Genomic DNA, 21,391 nt, shown 5'->3' with positions numbered 1-21,391 from the left:
AGTGACATTCCTCGCTTGAATATTCCGTTATATCATATTTCATCTTAGAGACCTTAAAGAGGTCTAAAACATAAGAAATGGAAACCATGACAAAATAATTTTTTTTACAGGAAGGTTGTTTTTATTACAGAAGGATCCTCTTTACATAGTACGGTTACAATTTTGGTGATATAGCCAAGCGGTAAGGCAAGGGTCTGCAAAACCTGGATCCTCGGTTCGAATCCGAGTATCACCTTATATTACTAATTTGGAGTAAGAGGGAGGGTGATTTACATTATGACACCAGAAAATGTTCCAATTTGGATTAGCCTAATAGGAAATTTTGGATTCCCTATTGCCATTACAGTCTATCTATTCATTCGCTTTGAAAGGAAAATAGATAAATTAGAAGCGGTCATCATGGAGTTATCGGAAGTTATTAAATCACTTAATTACAAAAAAGGAGGGTGAACGACATAGAAATTGAAAAATTAATGGCGGGTGTTCAAACATCTGCTAAAATTTAAATGAAGGGTGGGAGGGTCTAAATTGGGAATTGTATTAGTTGCTTTAGGATTAGTATTAGTACTAGGAATAGCTATTATGATAAGTCTTGGTAAATCGAATAAAAAGAAATATATAATTTGGGGAATAACTATGATGTTAGTAATTGCTCCTTTATTCTCAGGGGTTGTTTCTATTCTGTATGGGAGATATGAAGGTGAGGGGTTTGCGGCGGTCGCACTAATGATGGTCATGTTTCCACTTCTATTTTTAACTGGACTTGTGCTTCTTCTTTTAGGAATTTTTAAAAAAGGAAAAGCTAAATCTATTAAGCCAACGGATGCGTAACAGCTTTTATTGCTTTTCATATTTAACGCTTATATTTATTATTGTGCAGGTAATTGACTTACGCTTGATTTCCTACTAACTCGCGTTGGTGGGTGTATTATTTTCTTTCACTTTTTATTTTGACCAGCATGTAATTAATTGCCAAAAAGGTTATCTCTTCTGTATGATTGTAAATAATGGGAGGGGAAATTTATGATAGCCTACAGGAGAATTGCTGTACTATATTTTCTTATTATGTTCCTTAGCATTTTTATTGCAACACAAATGAACAGTATATTAACCGGTGTATTGGTTCTTGCTTTTTTGTATTGGTTGTTTATTGGCTTTCCTTATTTACTACAAGAAAAGGTAAAGTTTTTCGAGATATGTTGGCATTGGTTAACGAAAGGTGGAAGAATAGGTCCTAGAAACTAAAGATTTATACATTCATTTTACTGAATATTCAGATGGATAAACTAAGGAATGTGATCAAATCTTGGAAGCTTACATGCTTTATCCAGATTTTTATTTTAAGCATACTATACAACTATAAAGGGATCGATTGGAGGCAATTATGATTAGCAACAATAAAATTGCAAAGGTCAATATTGTGCTGGCAATTTTACTTGCTTTAGGTATCACCTATAATTATTTTTACAACCATGTACCAATTCAAATTGAACTCTTAGGCAATTTAGGATTTTGGCTAGTATTCCCATTATCAATCATCAATATAGTACTGAGCTTAAAACTACTGAAAAATAAAACGGGTAATGCTAGTAGCTACGTCACTTTTACGATTGCTGTCATTATTTTAATCATTGCTTTATTTTTATTGTTTCATTGGACCACGCCATAAAAATAAAAAAACTCCAAGGGTAAAAGCTCTTGGAGTTTTCGCTTCAGCTTATTTCAATGGCTGTTCAAACATCCACTGAAATAAGTTATAGATACAAAGCCATATAATCCTCATCAAAATATTGCTGATCTATTTTTAATGCCCTTTTCTCTGCTCCAAATACCTCAAACCCTAAAGAAGAATACAGTCTTTTTGCTGAAGCATTCGTTGATACAACTGTTAGATGAAGCTGTTCAATTCCCTTTAACTCCCTCGCTTTGTTAATTACTTCGACCATTAAACGCTTACCAATACCAAGCCCGCGCTTTTTCGGAGAAACATACACCGCAAAGATACTCGCTTTATGCTTTAACTTAAGCTTACTTTCCTGCACTAACGTCGCAACGCCCACTAATTGTTCATGATCAAAAACCCCTAACGTAAAAGAGCCCTGAGATTCAAATCTGCTGGCAAACAGCTCAATCGGATTATCCTTTTCCTCCTCAAAGCTAGAGCCAAATGCTTCAGGATTATTTTGTAGCGCTTCTAATCTTAAATTCCGATAGGCTTCAGCATCTGCAGCTATTAAAAGTCTACTATTCATTTTTATCCCTCCTACGATACTTTCCATTTTTATCGCCAATTCTTAATAGTATTTTATGTACTTCTGCAAGATAGTTTCCTAAAATGGAAGTAACAGTACAATGAAGAAGGCTAAAATATGAAATCTAACAGTATGGCGCATCATTTTCATCTATTACAAGAGCAGCGAATTCACAACGTACCTTGGCATTCATTCACTCCAAGAGGAACAACTATGGCACCGCGAAAAAGAAGAAAAATGGTCTATCGGTGAACATTTCTATCACCTTTATCTAATCTTAAAAATGCTGAAAACAGCAACAAAGTTTTCCTTACTACTGACGCCTTACGCAAAAATGCGAAGAAACAAGCCTTTCGCTACAGAAATACATGATATATACGAGGAATATAAAAACAAAAAAGGAAGCGGCATGAGAGCTCCAGGAATATTAGTGCCTCCCTCTAAAATTCGTTTTACGCTAAGCAGCAACGAAATCGAATAATTACTAGTAAACGAAACGAGTGTAATGCAAGAATTAGTAAAAAATATTGAAGACGATATTGCCGGGCATATTATCTTTCCAGATCCCATTGCTCACTACCCTAACCTTATTCAATCTATCCAGCTACTTGCCATCCATGAAAAGCATCATTTTTAAGCGTTTTAAGATGAAAAGAGGTTTGACATATGAAGATTCTAGGAAATGTTATTGATGATCAAGGAAGATGTAAGCACTATTTTAAAAAGCAAGATACCATTTCAATTAAATTTAAATGTTGTGGGGAGTATTATCCTTGCTATAAATGTCATGAGGAAAATTCAAATCATAAAATTCAGCCATGGAAGAAAGAGGACTTTCATGAAAAGGCAATATTTTGTGGTGTATGTAAAAGTGAACTAACGATTCATGAATATATGAATCACACAAACTGTAAACATTGTCATACTCTTTTCAATCCAAATTGCAATAAGCATTTTCATATATACTTTGAGACGGATAATAATAATCCTACATGTACTTTCTAATTATAAAAGCCTTTGAAGAATGATTAATTCCTTCAAAGGCTTTTCCTATTACCATAACAGGAGCTACGCGTAATGATTATTTATTATATTTTTGAAGAAATACTTTTACTTTCTCCTTGGCAAATTGCGTGCTCAAACTACCTGGATTTGCATCAAAGCCATGATCGACCTTTGGAAGAAGATAAAGTTCATGCGCTACACCGCTTGTAGTCAGTTTCTCATCCAAGACGTTTGCCTGCTCTACAGGAACAATACGATCACCCGTCCCTAAAAACATAATAGTTGGTGGCGTATGTTCCTGGATATAGCTTATAGGGGAAAGCATCTTATAACGCTCAGGGTAATCGGATGGTGAACCTCCAATGTACTTACCCATAACATCTTGGACATAACTCTTACTTGGATTGTTGTTGTAAAACGCAGTCATATCTGACGGCCCATACATGTTAATCACTGCCTTGATCGGTACATCCGGAACATCCGTTGATGGCGGTAAATGCTTATCTCCCATACTATATGCAGCAAGCATAGCTAGATTTCCCCCAGCAGACTCTCCCATTAAAATAATTCTATTCGAATCAATCTTATACGTATCTGCATTTTGCACGATCCAACCAATCGCCGATTTAACATCCCCTACTTCATCTTTCCAACCTGCTTCAGGAGGCATACGATATCGGACATCAAAAACAGTGTACCCTTGATCATTCATCCACTGATTCCAGTCTTGCACTTGGCCTTTATCCCCACTTACCCAACCACCCCCATGCACTTGAACAATGACAGGTGTTAAAACATCCTCTGATTTTTTCCACGCTGGCCACACATCAAGCTTTAGTTCAATGCCGTCCGTAGTTTTCCCATACACCACATCTACACTAGGCTTTGTTGAGATATTTTGTTTATAGAAAAAATGTGAACTAAGAGCAACCGATACATTCTCGCTTTTAGCATAGCTTTTCATATTACTAATTGGCTGCACAGTTAAAAACATTAATAACAACAAAATAGGAAATAACACTGTAAGAGCAATTAAGGTTTTCTTCCAAAAAGAAAGAGCTAATAAAACTATTAATATTAATGCTGTAACTACTAGAATAATCGGAAATATAGAAACTCCCCATGCAAGTAGACTCATTATTTTATCCATATTACTCGGATTAAAAATATAGTAGGCCACTATAATAATAATAAAACATACTATCACAGAGAGGATTGTGAGTAGCCACTGAAGAAAACCTCTAGGTCGCCAATTTGTTGTCCGATTCATTTTTAAAACCTCCCCTATTCTAAAGAACTTCACCCGTGCAATGGTTTAACACATACGATATGTTATTATCATTCCCATTTAAACATGCAGCCCCAAGTTCATCTAGTAGTTTCAATTTTGTCACGACATGTTAATTCTACACGCATAAATCATACTTGATATTTCAAAAAATGCCCGTAACCATTAATCTTGGCTACAGGCTGTTCACTATTTCATTCAATAAATTGAGAAAGTGCCATGTTTTAGAAGGGTAGAATGCTTAAGCTCAGTCAAAAACTGCATAAAAAAGAGCCGAAAAGATTCGATTCGGCATTTATTCAAACATTCCTATACTAAGCTCCCTACAAAATGATTCTATCGTGTCACGCTCTTCTTTTGGCAATGCTTCGTACTCAACCAGATATTGTGCTGAAAAGTCTTCTAGCTCCTTATAACTGACTTCTCTTGTCAGGACGATTCCATTGACCTCACTAGCCAATTCGTTTGCCGCCACAATATCCGTAAACGCAAAGGCTTGTTCTTCATCATCCGTAAATGTAAGAAGGTCAATTTCCCCCTGGTAATAGCGATTATCTACTTGCACTACATAATATCTAATTGAATCCATTATACACCTCCCTAATTCATGATTTTCATTATTACCTGTTTACTAAAAATCCATCCCTTATCAATTCGCACAGGCGTTACCTTCAATAAACTGATGAATATCCATGTCACAACGCAGTTATAAAAACCTTGACATTGCTAAAGCAGCATTCGTAAAAACGTTTCAAAGTTCACGCCTGCTTCACGTGGAATTTGCGCTTTTGATGTCGCTTCAATTGAAGCAGCCAAAAACGTCTCGGCAAGCTTCATCGACTCAACTAAATCCTGTCCGCGCATCATGCCACCCATAATGACGGATGCAAACAAATCACCTGTTCCTGAATAGCTCTCGCCGTTGTATTCTCGGATGCTAGAAAACGAACGATGTGCATCGACATACATATTGCCTACATAACGCTTATTCGCATCTGCTGGCGGCGGATTCAAACCGGTAATAATAACGTTCGCTTTAGTTTCCTGCTGCAGCTGATGGCCCGCTTCCTCTATCGCCTGAATATAATCTGAATCGTCTTGATAGCTCTGTAACTTCTCGTATGACAAACCCGTAAGCAAGCAACATTCTGTAATATTTGGCGTAATAATATCTGCACATTTCACTAGCGCCTTCATACGATCAAGCAACTCGCCTGTATACATTTTATAAACCTCACCCAAATCGCCCATTACCGGATCGACAAGCAGCGTTGTTTCACTCGAGTGGAAGACGTTTAAAAACCGAAAGATATTATCGATTTGCTCCTTCCCTGTCACAAAACCTGTGTGAATACCATCAAAGGTTGCTCCAAGCTTGCTCCACTCATCCACAAAGTAGTCCATCTTTGACGTTAAATCCTCACAATAAAAACTTGAATACCCTGTTTGCGCGGTTAATATTGCAGTTGGTAATGGCACCGCCTGAACACCCATCACTGACAGCACAGGCATCGCAGCCGTTAACGAGCACTTCCCAAAGGATGACATATCCTGAATTACAGCAACTTTTTTCATCATACTCTCCACCTAACTAATCCTGCTTGTATTCTCTCATCGTATCATAATTAGCTAGATGCGAAAATGCACTCCCTTATAGAAAAACAAACTGACCTTTACTTTTTTTATCAAATTGGCACTTTTACGATAGTCAGTCCTTTGCTAAAGTAAAAATTATTAAAAAATTCATCCTAGCGAGGACATGCAAATGCAAAATATACAAAGTCAATCCTATACAAAACCACGCACGAAAACATTTGATTTAGTCATTACTTCCATTCTTGCAGCACTTGTTTTCGTCGCGACAATGTTTATTAATATAAAGCTACCATTCGGGCAAGGTGGACTTATTCACCTAGGAACATCCATGCTTTTGATCACGTCAATTTTATTTGGTCCTAAAAAAGGGGCACTTGCTGGAGCAATCGGAATGGGCTTATTCGATATCGTAGGTGGTTGGTTAATTTGGGCGCCAACTACAATTATCTCCCGCGCATTACAAGGCGCCATCGTTGGGAAAATCGCTTGGTCTAAAGGACATAAAGGCGACGACATCCGATTAAACATTTTAGCAGCCGTTGTTGCTATGCCCGTGATGATGGGAGTTTACTATATCGGGCAAGCGATTATGTTCAAAAGCTGGGTTGCCCCTATGGCATCCATTCCAGGAGACGTCATTCAAAACGTTGTCGGCTTAATGATCGCGATTCCAGTATGTATCGTGATGAAAAAAACACCGTACTTCAAAAAGAATTTCTAATAATAAACACGCCATCTTACTGTTTTGCCGACAGCATCGATGGCGTGTTTTTCAATTATAAAACTATTATTAGAATTTCAAATGACAATAATGAAGGCTTTTTTTCATACTATATGGTGGAGGTGAAAAAATGCCAAGAGTAAAGTATATAAATTCCGACGTTGACCTAGTGGCAAGGATGATGAGGGCAGAAGCGGTAGGTGAAGGAAACCAAGGAATGCTATATGTTGGCAATGTTATTGTGAATCGTGTGATAGCAGAATGTCCAGACTTTAAAGATTTAAGAACGATTAATGATGTTATTTATCAGGTACAGGGAGGAAATTATTCTTTTGAAGCTGTTCAAAAAGGCAATATGTTTTACCAAAGGGCGCGACCTAATGAAAGAAGATTAGCAAAACTGACGCTGGATTATTGGCGAGATCATCCAGCGAAATACGCACTTTGGTATTTCAATCCATACGCACCATGTCCTCCAACATGGTACGGTCAACCTTTTACTGGTCAATTTAAAAATCATTGCTTCTATGAACCAGCACCTGATACATGTGAAAGTGTTTATCAAGGATAGGTATAACAAAAAAATCCCACTGAAAAGTCAACTTTTCAGTGGGATTTTGTGTGGTCTGCTTATTCACTTTTCTTCAATTAAATCCATTGACATGTCTTTCATAAATTGTCTCACTTCTCGAATGCAAGGAAGTTCACTTTCTACAAGTTCCACCCCTACAACTTTTGCTAGTGGTTGAAGCATCGGACTTAACTCTTTAGAAACAAATATTTTACTTGGTCTTACATCTAAGCCCTGTAAAAATGCCCATAACACACCTTGTGTAATTGGTGGCGTTTTAGGCATCGGGAACAATTCATGTTCAATAACCAAATTGCTTCCTCGTTCTACAAGCATACCAGCAATCGGATAAACAGTGCGGCTCGTTTCTTCCGATTCTACGCCAAAAGGCATGTAAAATACATCATATTCTACTTGTAACGCGCTTTTAGGCTTTTTCTTATATTTGGCTTTTTCAAACATCGAAATTTCCTCATAGCACTCAAACGTTGGCTTTGGCATATTTATTTGCAAAATATAGATCTCTTGTAACTCACCATCCATTTGTACTTTAAACATTGGATATTGATGTGCAGCTAGCTGCGGATATTCCCAGCCATCCTTCCGAGCTTCTGTAATATTAATCATCCTACTTATAACATCAATTAATAGCTCTACCTCTAAATAATCTGGTCTTTCAGGATGCGTTCCCTCCAGATAGCTACGGAACTGAATCCAGTTCTTCTTCCCTCTATACGACAGTCCATTATCTTTAATTAATAGATAATCTCCTAGGTCTAACTCTTCCCTATCAACAAAATTCACAGTTAAAGCATTTAAACCATAAGAGAAATCGCTCGATAAATTTTTCTCATAAAGAATGTTAGCTAAGCTATGATAGCCAAGCTCCATGTCAAAAATCATTAACCCAAACTCTTCACCACCCGCTCCCATAACAGAAACAAGTACTTTGTAATCTACATCTGCAAAATGAATGCCAACAACTTCATCATCACTAAAATATTGCCATGGCTTTAGTTTTTTCAGGTAATTTGTAAGCTCCAATAAAGTAAGATAATCTGGCTCTAGGTTTTCTAGTAAACTATTTGCCTCTTCATCCTCCCTTATCCGTTCATTAATTTCCTCCAAATCAATCTTGTCCATGTTACCAGTATGAATATTGCCTGCTCCCGCAATACATAAAAGGGTTTCACAGTTCATCGGTAAATCCTCATTGCTCTCTAATCGAATAACAAACGATTCACTATTATCAATTATATGTGCAATGGCTTCATCACCGGATTTTCTAAGCCATTCGTCAACTACCTCTTCATCTGTATCTAAATCCGTATCATTTTTAGGTAAAAAACAAATCTTTTCTTTAGATTCCCGTCCATCTTTTTTAACCATTTCAAAATTAAAATAGTCCGCCCCATCCAAATCAAAGCTAAGTAATATCATTTCATCTAGCAAGGAAAAACTACTGTTCTTCGGTAACAATAACTTTCGATAAATCTTTGGGTTTTTCTGACTTTCAATATGCAACTGTATCATTGTTTAACCTCCTTCTTCTATTTGTTCAAGTGATGCTAATGAAGTTACGGCTTACGTTACATTCACACACTAGAGCAATAATCACTTGCTCTATCTCTTCAATCAATTATGCCTCGGCATAGATGCGTCCAGAATCGGCCTTGTGCTTAGGCCTGCACGACGCAGGTAGTTAGCCGTTATTAACTCCTTTCCGATTCCGTGACATCCACCAGAGACTTTAACTTCTTTTAGCAAATATCTTTTGTACCGAAAGCGTATCAACAGGTACAGCATCTCACCACCTACAGAGGCGGGAGATTTCTGCTGAAAGAAGTTAAACATTTCTACTTTGTAGCTATTAAACCACTCTCTATTAACTCTACTAACAACCTGTCTGTTCTGCAATACTTCAAAATCCATTTCTCACCAATTGTTACACACCTCAATACTTGCAGTGTAAATTGTGAAAAACACCATAAGTTGTCTAGTAACAGCGCTTTATTGTGTTTATAAAAATTACATTTAAGAAAGGTGTTTTTGTGAATTTTAGTTCGTCATTTAATAGTATTTAAAAAAAGTCACTCATCCTCGTACTCGAATTCTATTTCCTTTTCTATTATTTCGTTCTTATGAAAATCCAACAATTCCCTATCATTAGATTGAAGCTTCCTTTTTCCGTCGGCTTTAATTCATCCCGATTGTTGTAGTTGCATAATTGCATCATAATGTGCATTCTTTTTTTGGAAGTTTATATCCAATTTTAAATGTAAGTATTTTCACTCCTAGGATTGATGCACCAACGAACTATCTGCCAATTATTATGTAAGATTTAAATGTCCTATTCATTAAATAAATAATAAATCCTTTGTCACGATGTCTAAGGGAGAATTTCACACCATTAGACTCCTTATTTATTTCTAACCCATATCCAAAAGCCCTTACACTTGTCATATAATTACATATTTTCTCAAAAGTTTATATATTCTTATTTCTTAACATTTATACCTAAAAGAGAATAAAATTGCTTAATATACAAAATTATATACACAAAAATAATTTGCTAACCCAACCTTGGTAACATATACTATTTTTTGTAATAAAATTGTAAAAAAATAAATTATAGGTGGTTTTGTATATGGTTCGAAGTATTCCCGGTCCTAGTAAAAAAATTAGTACATATGGTATTGACACAAACAAAATGACAAAAGTCATGAGGAACATTGCCTTAGAAAAAAAATCAAACTCAAACACTAGTAATTCTTCTAAAGGTAGTAAACAAAATCCTAAACAAGTTATAACTAAATCAAAATCTGCACTAGAAAATGGTGTAAGATCACAAATTACTAACAGACAATCTAATTCAATTTCGAACAATCCAACTAATATTAGATCAGATACTAGTTATCAAATTTTTTATAGTGTTGATTCCTCTAGCCTTGGTAGTTCAGTGATTACACTTAACAATCTCAATAGTATGGACGGTGTGAGAACAGCATCGTTAGATACCGTGGAAATTTCAGGGAAATCAAGAGAATTATTTGTGGCTAAATCTTCAAAAGATAAATATCTGGATATTGCAGGAACTGTTTTTGATATTGTAACTGATTTTATCCCTGGAGTTGGCACTGCAAAAGACATTTATAATGTTTATAAGACAATCGTAGACCCTAAATCAAAGGTTGCAGATATTGCATTGGCTTTAGTTGACTTAGTTCCTGGACCGAGTGTTAGCAAGTTGAAAAAATTTGCTGATGTAATTATAGACAAATTTAGTTTAAATAAATCTACTGCAAAAAAATTAACGGATGCTTTAGTTAAAACATCTGCTGCAAAAATCCGAAAAATGGATATAGATGATACGAAAAGACTTATTAACGCTTCTGAAGGTAAAGATCGTGGACATACAAAAGACAAACATCTTAATATAACTGACGAAAAATTACAATATCGTTCTAAAACCGATGCTCGAGATGGTGCAAGTAGATTTAGTAGTACAAAAGTTATGAATGAATTTGTAAATAATGTATTAGATAAAGAAGCAGATAAAATTGCCTCTTGGTTAAAGAGCTCTAATAATAAAGATTTTGTATCAGGGAAACATAAGTCTACTACCTCTTTAGGGGATGGATACATATATGATGCAAAAAAGAAAACATATAAACATGTTGATAAACTTGATACAGGAAAAGTAGTGTTAAGAAAAGATAATAGTAATGAATATGGTTTTATTGTATATACCAGTTACCCTATAGTGAAAAAATAATTACAACCGTTGAAGTTTTATGTTTTATTTATTAACATATTCTTTAATCAGTTTTAAAGGGAGAAAAAAAATGATATCAAACAATGAAGTAATGTTTTGTAAATTGACGGATGAAGAACTTGAAAGAAAATTAAGAATTACATTTACTGATATTACGTGTTTTTATAGTCGAGATATTGCAATAAAGGCTATAAATGAAAATTTAGTGATGCATAGCGAAGAAATCGCAGAATGGATATGGCAAGATCCCGGTGAATCACATAGACGTATGAGATTAGAGTTCACTCACCAATTCCCTATAGGCTATGGTATTTCAAAGAAGAGCAAGCAAAAATATACTGACTTAACAAAGAGTTACCTCATTTTAGAAAAGTCTGGTTTGCATGACGAAGGATTTTATATAATTTTTTCTGCACCATTAATTGAATACTAGCTAAAAGGAGTCGCTAAATATGATAGTTATAGAAGAAATAAAGTATTTTATAGACGCACATTTTATCCCGGGTATTGGCTGGGAGTTGATAGAAGATGTAGTTATTGATCACCGAAAATTAAGTAAAGAGGAAAGAACTAAATTCAAAGAAGAAATTTTATATATAAAAAATTTGTTAGAGCAAAATCAATTTGAAATAGTAAAAAAAATTATTGTGAACAGCAATTTAGAAGGTACGAAATTATCTGATATTGAGCATATGCAAAGATTTGTGAATGAAATTTTACCTATTATTGAAAAATTCGAATTAAAAAAAGATATTTCTTATATTCCATTAGAAAGTCTAAAATATATGTTTGAAACTATAATAATCCCAACAAAAACATCACTATCATATCCATTTTTAGCTATCGATATTCAAAGAGAAGGCGATACATTTATTCAACATTTCAAGCAAGATTTGGAGTATGTAGAACAAGCCTTTAAAAAGAATGATAAATCAAAGATTGAAGAGATACTTCAAATTTCGCATGAAAAAGGTGTTTATATTTTTGACTCTGAATATAGAGATTCTTTTATTCAAGAAGTTATGAAGAGTTTGTCATAATTAATGATATGAGGCTAGCTGACCTCTCACACACCATAAGTATGAACTTTCGGGGTGCGAAATAGTTAGTTTTTTCATTTCGAGTAGACTTCATAAAGCCTATCTCATCCTAACCTTAATTCTATAATACTTTTGATTAAACAAGTTTATCGAATATAAAAATTTATTTATTCTTATTGTTATTCTTTTTCAATTGTAAGCCCGTATTCAAATAACACATATAAACAACCAGGCACCTCCTGTACGATAAATATATCAATTTAAGGAGGTGCTTCTTTATATCAACTACTAAACTAAAAATTGTCCCTATGACACTAGATCCTATCATCACTAATAACTCTTCAGCAACAACTTCACCACAAAATTCTCTAGAGCCGAGCTGCATCATTAAAACAACTAGTGCTGAAATTTCCTTCTTTTAATGGTGAGATAAGCGCATCATCCAAACGATCCTGAAGGATTGAACAAACGATGATGCATGATTTTACAGGCGTGCAGAATGTCTACATCCGTAAAGGTATTGATGGTCTCTCTATACTCATTCAGGATTCTTTTGAATTAGATCCGTTTAGAGATTCCATTTTCTTATTTTCAGGATGGAGCAAAGACCGTTTTACCCCACAGGTTGAGTGGGAACAACTTGAAAATGCGGTTAATTGTTTCATAGGAAACTATCTAAAAAGAACGCTTAAAATTTCAAAGAAGAAATCCTATGGAATGATTTGTTTGGAACAAACTTCTGACAATGCTTAATTATAAATCAAAAACAATTACATTCACTTCTTATTCTGTATCCCTCGAATCGTACTTTTCGGAATCGTTGCATCATGCTCAACAATGAATACTTTCGAGAAGCAGTTGTAATACGTTTCATCATGTCCCTTTGGCGACACTATAATCAGCTTACGTTGCAGTTCCTCGGCATAAAGATTAAACACCTTATTTTTTCGCTCATCATCTAATGCGCTATCAAACTCATCGAGCACGATATAGCCTGGTGAAGTAGCTAAGTTTTGCAGTAGTGCGAGCGCGAAAAGAAGTGAACTTAGTGATTCCTCCCCACCCGATACACCTAGCCCCACCTTTCCACTACGAGCCTTCATACTCACATCTTCAAGTGCACCTTGATGCCCAATTTTACGCGCTTTAATATACAGTCGGAAATTGACACGACCTGATTTTTCTTCAATGCGTTCCTTTTCCACTTGCCCTTCAAACTGGAACAAATCCATATATTTTTGGAAAAGCGTATTGATTTTAATTAAGTGCATCGAAATCGTGGTTTCTAAGCGGTCTTCCCACTCATTTGCACGAACCGTATTGCTTTCAAGGAGTTGCTCTGATTTCGCTAAATCAGCATTTTTCTTATCGAAATCAGCCTTTTGTTGATCGTAATTTTGCTGGGCATTTTCGTTAATTTTTTCTAAGCGGGCATTGCGTAGCTCAGCTTTTGCTTGTTCGCTTTCAGCCTGTAGCATCGTCAGTGACAAGTTCGTTGCTAGTTGTTCATCTAGTTGCTGTGCTTCTTGCGGTAGCACCTGTTCAAGTTCAATCATATCAAGCTCACAGCGACTTTTCATCGTTTCATCTAATTCTAGCTTGTCCTTTGCCTTTTTAATCGTTAACTCATAACCTGTTATTTGACTTTCGACTATTTTCAAATTGCTTTCGAATTGTTGTTGCTGTTCACCAAGTCGTAATTGCTTTCGTTTTTGTTTAATAATTTCATGTTCTTTTATCTCTTGCTCCGTTGTAAGCGCTCGAATTTTTTGTTGCAAGTATTTTCTTGCCTGCTCAATCTGTTGTAGTTGCATTTGCTGCTCTGCAAAAGCGCCGAGCTCCTCATGAATTTTCCATTGTTGCTCATAAAAACCCAGACTATACTTTCCTTCACTTTGCTCGCTTTTTAGCTTGTCTTGTTGTATTTCAATTGCCGTTTGCTCATCATAAAGTGCTGACAATTTTTGTTCGACTAGTTCAAGCTGCTGAATATAAGATGCATAATCCGTTTGCTTTAATAGTGTACTTTCGGCTAATTGCATCGTATGAAGATGGCCTTGTAGCTGTTTCAACTGTCTAAGGTTTTCTGCGTATTGTTGTTCTAATTGTTGCTGCTCGTTCTTTGTTTTTGAATATGTCTGTTGTACTTCCTGCAATAGCCTTTCAATCGCCACATCACTTAAAATATATTGCGCCGCTTCCTGTGCACCACGAATACCGCGCGTATCATATAACAAGCCTTGCTCGATTTTCGGACTCTCTAAGAAAAATTGCTTCACCCACCAAAGCGCTTTATTGGCATAATTCCTCTGCTGTTCAGTTAAATCACTACGAATTTGTAAGCCGTACTCCGGTAGCTTCGAGATACTTTCTGTCGGCACAAGTTGCTGAAGTGATACGTAATATAAATCATTGACTGGCTTATAGTTTTTCCCAACATAAAAAATGGTATATTTAATCCCCTCAAGTTGCTTTTCTAACTGCAATGGAGCAGATGGCATGAGCTCTATTAACTCACGTAACGGGTACGCTTCTAGTTGTTGCTGCTTTAAATGCAATAATCCTTGCTGCTGGCGTTTTGATACTACCTTTTTTTGCTCATACTGTTTAACGTTTTGTTCCATCATTTTTAGTTCTATCTTAAGACGCTGTATCTGTTCAAATTCCCGTTCATTTTGTAGTGCTAAGGTATTAATTTTTTGCTCGATCTGCACACTGCTTACATAGATTGCCTTGTGCTTTTCTGCCTTTGTGATTTCATCTTTTAGGTGCGATGTAGTCATTTGTAAAAAGCTTTTTTCTTGATTGAGCTCGCGTTCTTGCTTGCGCAGTTGCATTTGTTGATTACTGAGCTCACTTAATTGATTTGTAATCATCGCTAATTGATTTTTTGTTTCTTCTAGCTTACGTTGTGCCGTTTCGGCATCAAAGCGTAAATGCTTTCTCTTTTCATCGATAGCTTCAAGCTGCTGTTCTAACTGCTCCTGCGATTTTTGTTGTTGTGTATCTTCATTTTGCTGTTGTTGTAGCTGACCGGCTATTTGGGTTAATTGCTGTGACAATGCCCCAACATCCTGTGACAATTGAGATCTTTGTTGCTCTAGTTCACTAATGTTATGCTTTAATTGTTGTCTCGAAATGACTAGTTTTTCCTTTTCCACTTGATCATTAGCTTTTTGCTCGGACGTCTTTTCAATCGAAGTACTATAATACGCGATCATTTGATGGAGCAACGTATAATATTTCTGACCAGATGTGAAAATACGTTTTTTGTTATCTAAATATTTATTGAGCTCGGTTTGAGCCGCATTCACGCTTAGCTCTGCACCTTTTTGAATACCCTTTAAATATTCAATTTCCATACGAACTTCTTTAATTTTTTCTAATGAAGCTTCCCATTCCTTTTGCATATCAGAAATCTCGAACATGTCACTAAATTTGCGAAAACGCTCTTCCGGGTACATCGCCGCAAATTGATTGACTTCTTGCTGATACCAAATTAAATAAAAAACATCTGGTTCAATTTTATAGCGCACGCGCAAATCTTCACGATACGCCTTGAATGTACGTCCCGCTATTCCACCAGATGTATAGCGGGCATGAGATGTTAAGTTCGCTTCGTCTGGCCCATTTAACACCTCGTACTCGCGCTGAATCGGGCTATTTTTCGTATCTTGATTGACCGTTAGCTGAAAGGCAATGAATTTTGGACCATCAATTTTCGTCCGGCCATCATTTAAAAATACGAGTGTAATACGTGCATACCAATGGTCATTTACTTTTAAATTTGTTGAACGAAGTCCCTCTAGTTCTACCTTTGATGAATGTAGCACGGCACCAAGGCAAAATGTTAATGTCGATTTTCCTACACCATTTGGACCAGTAATTAAAATATGCTCGTCTGGTTCCCCAAAATAAATGCTGCGAGGTGAGTAGTCACGAACGCCTTGAATTTTTAATTGATACGGAATCATTCGTTTTCCTCCTCAATATGTAAGTTATAACGATTAAAAAACTTCATTACTTCTTCTTTACTAAGCTGTGTTTCCTGGGCAAATTCCGTTGTTCGTCGTAAAAATGACTCCGAAAACATATGTACTCCTATGGCTGTTAACATAAATGCCTCTTCAGAAACGGATTCGTAGTCTGTAACCGCGCCAATTTTTTTCAGTTGGTCAATATTATTTTTCAATTTGCGATTGGCGTTCAATGACTCATGTCCAAAATCAACCAGGATTTGATGCAAGAGCGTAAATTCATGCCCGAGTACTTCTTGGTGATAAAACAAATACAGCATAATTGCGAGCGCTTCACTGCTTAATGTTGATTTCGCATGTTTTGCGGTTACATGCATCATGACAATGACGCGGTCTCGACGTGCATCGTAAATGACACGGAAATAGCGACTTAACGCAGCATTTAAACGATTGATAAATGAATGAAAAGCTTCATCGTCTCCATTATTAATGCCTAGCATCTTTACTAAATCCTTCTTTGCTAAGCCGTAATTTGCCCCTTTAATCGATGCAGATGAAGAAAATAATAACTGCATAAATGCTAATTCCTCTTCGGTCGTCAAATAGCCCTTTAAGCTATTCATCATCATAAGGGTATTGTCGAACGGTAAATCGTTTGTCATCATCGTCTATCCACTCCCATTGTTTTTCATAGTCCTTCGCTTGCTCGATAGGCTGTTGTTCTACCTTATTGTTACTCGTTAGTGCCGATACAGCTAATAATGAAAGAATCGCATCATGCCATTTGTTGGAACTCGATTCCACAATGAGCTCTTCCATTTCCGTTTCACCATGCTCGGTTAAATAATTTTCAATTCGTTCGGTATCAATCAAAGATTGTGTCATTTTCCATGAAGCATCCTGCAATGCTTCTTTTATAGGACGAACATCCATTTCGGTCTCTTCATATTCATGCTCAAGTTGATGAGACATTGGCTTTTCTAGCTTCGGTTCATACGTTTGTAAATAATATACAGCATCTGTAATATCTTGCGGACTAATCGGTGCGGCAAATTTTACAGGGACCCACAGGCCATCCATCGCTTCTTGTTCATATTGATTTTGTTCCATAAAACTTAAAATATCATGAGCTGTTGGGATATTCGTATTAGCTTCAGGTGAATGCATCGCCAAAATAAACTGGCGCACCTTTTCTGGTGAAATGGTGTCAGCAGTAGGTGTGAGCTGCATATTGACAAAGCGAATATATTTTGTCAGTAAGCTCAAGCTAAGAGAGGTCCCTTTTGAAATGGCAGCCGTTCCGCGACGCATTAAATCACTCATTTTCGTACTTTCTTCGACGGTACCAAACTGTTGTAAACGTTCATTTAATTTTGTTTCAAGCTCAAGCATTAGTTGATTAATCTTTTCCAGCTGCGGTAAGGCATTGCGATCAGCAAGAAGTTCAAGCTGGCGTTCCTCTAATTGCTTAATCGCCTCTTCAACGTTGTAAATCATCGATGCGATTTTATTGCCTCCGGAAATCCCTTGATCGTCGTAGGCAGCGCTTATTTCAGCATCTCGTCTTGCTTGAAATAGCGAGCGTCCAATATCATCTTGCAAATAATAGGCAAGCGCATCGTTACCCATGCGAATCAACCCATCCATTAAATTTTTCCCACGGTCACGCATTTTAATTTGACGACTCTGTTTTATGATCCAATTATTGCGCTCTAAAATCGTGAGCATTCTTGTAATTTGCGCTAATGTTGGCGGTTCTTTGTCTAGTGAATATGTAGACTGATATCGATAGTATAGTATTTCCTCGTTATCGATGGGATCTTTAATGCCGAGAGATGCTTCGTTAATTAACTGAATGACATTTAAAAAACGAATAATTTCGATTGGGGAATCGTACATTTTTTCGGTACTTAATTCTTTTAACACACCTGCTAACGATGCTAAATCCCGCATTGATTTCATAAATTCTGCGGTTTGATAATCGCTTGTAAAAATCGATATCGGTGCTTTTACATCCATTTTATCCACTGTTTAACCCCTCCTAACTGCTGCTCCTGTTCATGCGCCTCTTGCACCTGGGCTGTAAAACTTTCAATTGAATGATACAATTCATAATCCCGCCCAACAATTTTTACAGTTCCCTTAACTAATTCGGCGGCATACTTAGCAATCGTGATGCCCGCGCTATCGGTATCTGTCCAAATAATCGTTTGTTTAATAGCTGATTGCAGTAATTGCTCAATAAATTGTTTATGTGCAGAACGAATTTGTCCGTCTAAACAAACGATGCAAGAATTCGTTTGCCGTAAAAATTCCGTCTCTACAGCTAAACGCGTTAAAATAGCGCGGTTTTCAACAAGCCATAATGTTGTATTTGTCGTTGTAAAAGGTGATGTTAAGACCGCATTATCCGTCGTCGCATGCACCGCGCCAATCGCATACGTTGCAACGTTATTTTGCACATCACCAGTAAAATAAATTGGCACAATTTTCCCGATGCTCACTAGCCCGTAAAGCATCGGGTCAATACCACTGTGCTCTAGCTGCGCTAAAAAAACCTCGCGCTCTTGGTCAAATACCTTTGAACCCCCAATCGTATCGTGTAAGGCCGCGCCGATTTCCTTAAAATCAAATAGCTCTTTTTGCAAGGATAACGCATAAAACGCTAAACAAAACTCAATGTATTTCATGCGCTTTTTCATCGTCCACTGTTCAGGTAGCATATTCCATTCGATCGCCTGTTGGAATAACTCCGGTAACGCTAGTTTCTCGGCTTTTTGTTTTAACGCCTGCATCTGTTGCTGCTGTTTTGCGAGCTGTTGTTGCTCGGATTTTTGTTGAGCTTCTATGTAAGCCGGGCCTATGCGGTAATAATCATCCTTAACGCTAATTCCGTCTGTGTGATAGCGAATTTCGCGCACAATCCAGCCCTGTTGTAGCCACTGCTGAATCGTGTCATTCGTTTCATGTAACGTTCGTTTTGCATTTGGTGTAAATTTATAGGATGCTATTTTTTTAGGAAGAGATGAAGTGAATTCTGTATTCATCGTGAACTTTAAATAAGCGATTTTACGAAATGTACGCGCCGTCTTTTTGACAATAGTCGCAACAAATAGTTGCTCTTGTTGTTCTACCCTTTCAATCGTTTCATCTTTTTTCAAAAAATACGCTTGGATAAATGCCTCATGCATCTTGAAAACCTCCTCTACTTTGTGCCCAGGTTGATAGTAGCGTACCATATGTTTTGTTTGTTGTGGGGAAAGAAAACGAGTCACACAACCGTACCTGCGATGGCTATCGAGTAAATTGATTGGCGGTACATGCGTAAAAAGTATACCAACTGGTGGATCTTTTCGTACGTAGCCATTTCTTACTGGTACATCTTTTTGAGGGACATTACTTAAATATAGGCAGAAGCATTGCAGGAATGATTAAAGGTCTTGAGGATTTTCCCACAGTTAAATTATATTATAATGGTGAGGATCAATACTTTCTTTATATCTTACTCTCGGACCGATAGAGGGGGGCTTGTGCGAGCCTCATGAAATTTTAACAGCCCTATAATTTCGAGATTGAATGATACTAAATTCATTTAGGCAACAAAAAAAGTGCCAAGCCCTTGATATCTCAAGAAACTTGGCACTTTTTGAAACTATTTTGTTTCTAATGTATGGAGACGGCGGGTGTTCTACCTATCAAATCAGAAAACCTTGTAATATCAACGTTTACAAGGCTTTTCTGACCATCTGAAATTGCTCTTACAAAGGAATTAATAAGGTTTGCTAAAAATGCTTACGGAGACAATCTAATCTGTTTAAAAAATGAAGTTTAACACTCATATTATGTTTCATTTGGAATTAGGAAATTTTGAATATATCAATTATAAATTAGATAAAACAGTTTTTTTGAAAAATCTTGACCCAATGAAATATTATTAGCATTTAATCTTTTTTTGATAAGTTTCTTTTGATTGGAAGTTAACTTAAGGTAATTAAACCTCTTCCGAAGAATTTCTAAAGAACTATGATCATAGTTTATAATATTAAGTAATGTACTCGTCTTATGAGAATCTAATTTACATGAAAAAATTAATTTTTTTACTTCTTTAATCAATTTATCTAACACATATGTATCGTTAATATATCTATAATTATAACCTATTCCAAATTTAAACTTTTTCCCTTCGTTATTAAAAGACGTTATTCCATACAGAGTGTTTATTAACTTATAGTAAAGAATCCAGAAAGCTTTTTTAGAACCCTTATTTTTCTTGAATTTATAAAATTCTCTCTTAACTTTATTTAGTATCTTTCGATATTTATCATCTGACATACTAATACAGAGTTTTCCGTCTTTAGTAAAAAACTTATACCCCAAATAATCATAATCTAAATCTGTTTTTAAATTATTATGATTTAAATAAGATATTTTAGTCTTCGCTTGGTTAACTTGTAATCCATATTTAGAAAATATTGTACTGAGTAACTCCTTGTTTTCATTTTCAAATTTTGCTCTTTCCTTTTTATCTTTAGTATCGTCATAATTTATAATTACAATATCATCTACATATCTATAATACATAACTGGTTGAAACATTAATTTAATATCCTTATCGAAATCTTCTAAATAAAATTCAGCTAGATGATTAGAAAATTGCAATCCCAAAGGAATCCCCTCAATCTTGTTTGTAAACATGAATTCCTTAAGTATATTTATTGAATTATTACTAAGTATATTTGAGTTGTTCAATTTTTGATAAAGTATATGTTTATTAACTGAAGGGAAAAATTTCTTAATATCAGTCCTTATAATAGATAGATTTAACTTTTGAATAGAATAATTTAAATAGTCACCTTGAGTCAGATAACTTATTAAGGACTTTATGATTTCATCCCTACTCTTTATACTTAGACTAAATTTCTTTTGCATTTCTATTTTTAACCCGTTATAAATTACTGTTTGAGCTCGGTTTGGAACATAATAATTTCTATTGCCGGACTTAATTGTTTTTGAATCTTTAATCCCTGTCATCGAATTACCCTTTCTATGCACTTATACTTTGCCCAAAAAGAAATCAAATGAGAATCACTATTTGGGCAAAAGGTACAACTTCTACCTTTGAGAACCTCGAAGTTCTCATCGCGTGTGTATTCAATAAAGCCTTTA

At 35.9% G+C, this 21,391-nt stretch carries 20 protein-coding genes, 1 tRNA gene and 1 pseudogene; 12 read left to right on the top strand and 10 right to left on the bottom strand.

The annotated features are described in order from the left end of the window. Nucleotides 1–164: 164 nt before the first annotated feature. From C7Y47_RS14085 to C7Y47_RS14070, 4 genes are all read left to right on the top strand, one after another. A tRNA-Cys gene (locus C7Y47_RS14085) sits at nt 165–235 on the top strand. Nucleotides 236–276: 41 nt separating this feature from the next. Continuing rightward, nucleotides 277–450 carry a YvrJ family protein gene (locus C7Y47_RS14080; protein ID WP_016993736.1) on the top strand — a complete coding sequence of 58 codons (174 nt, stop codon included), beginning with the start codon at nt 277–279 and terminating at the stop codon, nt 448–450. A gap of 78 nt (nt 451–528) precedes the next feature. Beyond that, a complete protein-coding gene (locus tag C7Y47_RS14075; RefSeq protein ID WP_255505177.1) occupies nt 529–831 on the top strand; it encodes a hypothetical protein in 303 nt (100 codons plus the stop codon). 553 nt (nt 832–1,384) lie between these two features. After that, nucleotides 1,385–1,669, top strand: coding sequence for a hypothetical protein (locus C7Y47_RS14070; protein WP_142509346.1), 285 nt, complete (start codon nt 1,385–1,387; stop codon nt 1,667–1,669). A gap of 85 nt (nt 1,670–1,754) precedes the next feature. On the opposite strand, the gene C7Y47_RS14065 is transcribed toward C7Y47_RS14070, so the two are convergent. Continuing rightward, a complete protein-coding gene (locus tag C7Y47_RS14065) occupies nt 1,755–2,252 on the bottom strand; it encodes a GNAT family N-acetyltransferase (RefSeq protein ID WP_142509345.1) in 498 nt (165 codons plus the stop codon). A gap of 117 nt (nt 2,253–2,369) precedes the next feature. Between C7Y47_RS14065 and C7Y47_RS14060 the strand changes: the two are divergent. Next, nucleotides 2,370–2,889: pseudogene (locus C7Y47_RS14060) on the top strand (DinB family protein). Nucleotides 2,890–2,918: 29 nt separating this feature from the next. Continuing rightward, on the top strand, nt 2,919–3,257 hold the full coding sequence (locus C7Y47_RS14055) for a CHY zinc finger protein (protein WP_142509344.1): 339 nt from the start codon (nt 2,919–2,921) through the stop codon (nt 3,255–3,257). Between the two features lie 76 nt (nt 3,258–3,333). Here C7Y47_RS14055 and C7Y47_RS14050 read toward each other — a convergent pair whose 3' ends face one another. The 3 genes from C7Y47_RS14050 to C7Y47_RS14040 form a co-directional block, all read right to left on the bottom strand. Further along, nucleotides 3,334–4,527 carry an alpha/beta hydrolase gene (locus tag C7Y47_RS14050; RefSeq protein WP_142509343.1) on the bottom strand — a complete coding sequence of 398 codons (1,194 nt, stop codon included), beginning with the start codon at nt 4,525–4,527 and terminating at the stop codon, nt 3,334–3,336. A 313-nt stretch (nt 4,528–4,840) separates the two neighbouring features. Next, nucleotides 4,841–5,134: a hypothetical protein gene (locus C7Y47_RS14045; RefSeq protein WP_142509342.1), complete on the bottom strand. Its 294-nt coding sequence runs from the start codon at nt 5,132–5,134 to the stop codon at nt 4,841–4,843. Between the two features lie 137 nt (nt 5,135–5,271). Beyond that, nucleotides 5,272–6,120, bottom strand: coding sequence for a pyridoxamine kinase (locus C7Y47_RS14040; RefSeq protein ID WP_142509382.1), 849 nt, complete (start codon nt 6,118–6,120; stop codon nt 5,272–5,274). Nucleotides 6,121–6,310: 190 nt separating this feature from the next. Here C7Y47_RS14040 and C7Y47_RS14035 point away from each other — a divergent pair, with 190 nt between their 5' ends. Together C7Y47_RS14035 and C7Y47_RS14030 are read left to right on the top strand one after the other, a co-directional pair. After that, nucleotides 6,311–6,862, top strand: coding sequence for an ECF transporter S component (locus tag C7Y47_RS14035; protein WP_142509341.1), 552 nt, complete (start codon nt 6,311–6,313; stop codon nt 6,860–6,862). Nucleotides 6,863–6,992: 130 nt separating this feature from the next. Beyond that, entirely contained in the window at nt 6,993–7,433 is a 441-nt protein-coding gene (locus C7Y47_RS14030) for a cell wall hydrolase (RefSeq protein ID WP_142509340.1), read from the top strand. 63 nt (nt 7,434–7,496) lie between these two features. On the opposite strand, the gene C7Y47_RS14025 is transcribed toward C7Y47_RS14030, so the two are convergent. Then, complete coding sequence (locus C7Y47_RS14025; RefSeq protein ID WP_142509339.1) at nt 7,497–8,966, bottom strand: DUF7309 domain-containing protein; 1,470 nt, start codon at nt 8,964–8,966, stop codon at nt 7,497–7,499. Nucleotides 8,967–10,080: 1,114 nt separating this feature from the next. On the opposite strand from C7Y47_RS14025, the gene C7Y47_RS14020 reads away from it, so the two are divergent. The 4 genes from C7Y47_RS14020 to tnpB all read left to right on the top strand — a co-directional run bounded on the left by C7Y47_RS14020 (nt 10,081) and on the right by tnpB (nt 13,001). Then, complete coding sequence (locus C7Y47_RS14020) at nt 10,081–11,208, top strand: RNase A-like domain-containing protein (protein ID WP_142509338.1); 1,128 nt, start codon at nt 10,081–10,083, stop codon at nt 11,206–11,208. Between the two features lie 70 nt (nt 11,209–11,278). Then, nucleotides 11,279–11,641 carry an RNase A-like domain-containing protein gene (locus tag C7Y47_RS14015; RefSeq protein WP_142509337.1) on the top strand — a complete coding sequence of 121 codons (363 nt, stop codon included), beginning with the start codon at nt 11,279–11,281 and terminating at the stop codon, nt 11,639–11,641. Between the two features lie 19 nt (nt 11,642–11,660). Further along, nucleotides 11,661–12,248: a hypothetical protein gene (locus C7Y47_RS14010; RefSeq protein ID WP_142509336.1), complete on the top strand. Its 588-nt coding sequence runs from the start codon at nt 11,661–11,663 to the stop codon at nt 12,246–12,248. A 471-nt stretch (nt 12,249–12,719) separates the two neighbouring features. Next, nucleotides 12,720–13,001 carry an IS66 family insertion sequence element accessory protein TnpB gene (tnpB, locus tag C7Y47_RS14005; protein WP_142509335.1) on the top strand — a complete coding sequence of 94 codons (282 nt, stop codon included), beginning with the start codon at nt 12,720–12,722 and terminating at the stop codon, nt 12,999–13,001. A 23-nt stretch (nt 13,002–13,024) separates the two neighbouring features. On the opposite strand, the gene C7Y47_RS14000 is transcribed toward tnpB, so the two are convergent. The 5 genes from C7Y47_RS14000 to C7Y47_RS13980 all read right to left on the bottom strand — a co-directional run bounded on the left by C7Y47_RS14000 (nt 13,025) and on the right by C7Y47_RS13980 (nt 21,256). Continuing rightward, nucleotides 13,025–16,222, bottom strand: coding sequence for an AAA family ATPase (locus C7Y47_RS14000; protein ID WP_142509334.1), 3,198 nt, complete (start codon nt 16,220–16,222; stop codon nt 13,025–13,027). Next, complete coding sequence (locus tag C7Y47_RS13995) at nt 16,219–16,890, bottom strand: hypothetical protein (RefSeq protein WP_142509333.1); 672 nt, start codon at nt 16,888–16,890, stop codon at nt 16,219–16,221. The genes C7Y47_RS14000 and C7Y47_RS13995 overlap by 4 nt, the downstream gene beginning before the upstream one ends. Then, entirely contained in the window at nt 16,841–18,244 is a 1,404-nt protein-coding gene (locus C7Y47_RS13990) for a hypothetical protein (protein WP_255505183.1), read from the bottom strand. Before C7Y47_RS13990 ends, C7Y47_RS13995 begins: the two co-directional genes overlap by 50 nt. Continuing rightward, nucleotides 18,235–19,416, bottom strand: coding sequence for a DUF2399 domain-containing protein (locus tag C7Y47_RS13985; RefSeq protein WP_185903492.1), 1,182 nt, complete (start codon nt 19,414–19,416; stop codon nt 18,235–18,237). The genes C7Y47_RS13990 and C7Y47_RS13985 overlap by 10 nt, the downstream gene beginning before the upstream one ends. A gap of 685 nt (nt 19,417–20,101) precedes the next feature. Next, nucleotides 20,102–21,256: an RNA-directed DNA polymerase gene (locus C7Y47_RS13980; protein WP_142509330.1), complete on the bottom strand. Its 1,155-nt coding sequence runs from the start codon at nt 21,254–21,256 to the stop codon at nt 20,102–20,104. Nucleotides 21,257–21,391: the final 135 nt, after the last annotated feature.

Source organism: Lysinibacillus sphaericus, from assembly GCF_006864135.1.
Taxonomy (GTDB): Bacteria; Bacillota; Bacilli; order Bacillales_A; family Planococcaceae; genus Lysinibacillus.
The sequence above is the reverse complement of the archived record's forward strand: the minus strand, read 5'-3'. Positions and strand labels throughout refer to the sequence as shown.

What these genes read in the sequence shown, in the direction of transcription:
- C7Y47_RS14015 (WP_142509337.1), top strand. Translation starts at nt 11,279, where the DNA reads ATGATATCAAACAATGAAGTAATGTTTTGTAAATTGACGGATGAAGAA.
- C7Y47_RS14040 (WP_142509382.1), bottom strand. Translation starts at nt 6,120, where the DNA reads ATGAAAAAAGTTGCTGTAATTCAGGATATGTCATCCTTTGGGAAGTGC.
- C7Y47_RS14020 (WP_142509338.1), top strand. Translation starts at nt 10,081, where the DNA reads ATGGTTCGAAGTATTCCCGGTCCTAGTAAAAAAATTAGTACATATGGT.
- C7Y47_RS14030 (WP_142509340.1), top strand. Translation starts at nt 6,993, where the DNA reads ATGCCAAGAGTAAAGTATATAAATTCCGACGTTGACCTAGTGGCAAGG.
- C7Y47_RS14080 (WP_016993736.1), top strand. Translation starts at nt 277, where the DNA reads ATGACACCAGAAAATGTTCCAATTTGGATTAGCCTAATAGGAAATTTT.
- C7Y47_RS14055 (WP_142509344.1), top strand. Translation starts at nt 2,919, where the DNA reads ATGAAGATTCTAGGAAATGTTATTGATGATCAAGGAAGATGTAAGCAC.
- C7Y47_RS13995 (WP_142509333.1), bottom strand. Translation starts at nt 16,890, where the DNA reads ATGATGACAAACGATTTACCGTTCGACAATACCCTTATGATGATGAAT.
- C7Y47_RS13990 (WP_255505183.1), bottom strand. Translation starts at nt 18,244, where the DNA reads ATGGATGTAAAAGCACCGATATCGATTTTTACAAGCGATTATCAAACC.
- C7Y47_RS13985 (WP_185903492.1), bottom strand. Translation starts at nt 19,416, where the DNA reads ATGCATGAGGCATTTATCCAAGCGTATTTTTTGAAAAAAGATGAAACG.
- C7Y47_RS14010 (WP_142509336.1), top strand. Translation starts at nt 11,661, where the DNA reads ATGATAGTTATAGAAGAAATAAAGTATTTTATAGACGCACATTTTATC.
- C7Y47_RS14035 (WP_142509341.1), top strand. Translation starts at nt 6,311, where the DNA reads ATGCAAAATATACAAAGTCAATCCTATACAAAACCACGCACGAAAACA.
- C7Y47_RS14065 (WP_142509345.1), bottom strand. Translation starts at nt 2,252, where the DNA reads ATGAATAGTAGACTTTTAATAGCTGCAGATGCTGAAGCCTATCGGAAT.
- C7Y47_RS14025 (WP_142509339.1), bottom strand. Translation starts at nt 8,966, where the DNA reads ATGATACAGTTGCATATTGAAAGTCAGAAAAACCCAAAGATTTATCGA.
- C7Y47_RS14000 (WP_142509334.1), bottom strand. Translation starts at nt 16,222, where the DNA reads ATGATTCCGTATCAATTAAAAATTCAAGGCGTTCGTGACTACTCACCT.
- C7Y47_RS14045 (WP_142509342.1), bottom strand. Translation starts at nt 5,134, where the DNA reads ATGGATTCAATTAGATATTATGTAGTGCAAGTAGATAATCGCTATTAC.
- C7Y47_RS14050 (WP_142509343.1), bottom strand. Translation starts at nt 4,527, where the DNA reads ATGAATCGGACAACAAATTGGCGACCTAGAGGTTTTCTTCAGTGGCTA.
- C7Y47_RS13980 (WP_142509330.1), bottom strand. Translation starts at nt 21,256, where the DNA reads ATGACAGGGATTAAAGATTCAAAAACAATTAAGTCCGGCAATAGAAAT.
- tnpB (WP_142509335.1), top strand. Translation starts at nt 12,720, where the DNA reads ATGATGCATGATTTTACAGGCGTGCAGAATGTCTACATCCGTAAAGGT.
- C7Y47_RS14070 (WP_142509346.1), top strand. Translation starts at nt 1,385, where the DNA reads ATGATTAGCAACAATAAAATTGCAAAGGTCAATATTGTGCTGGCAATT.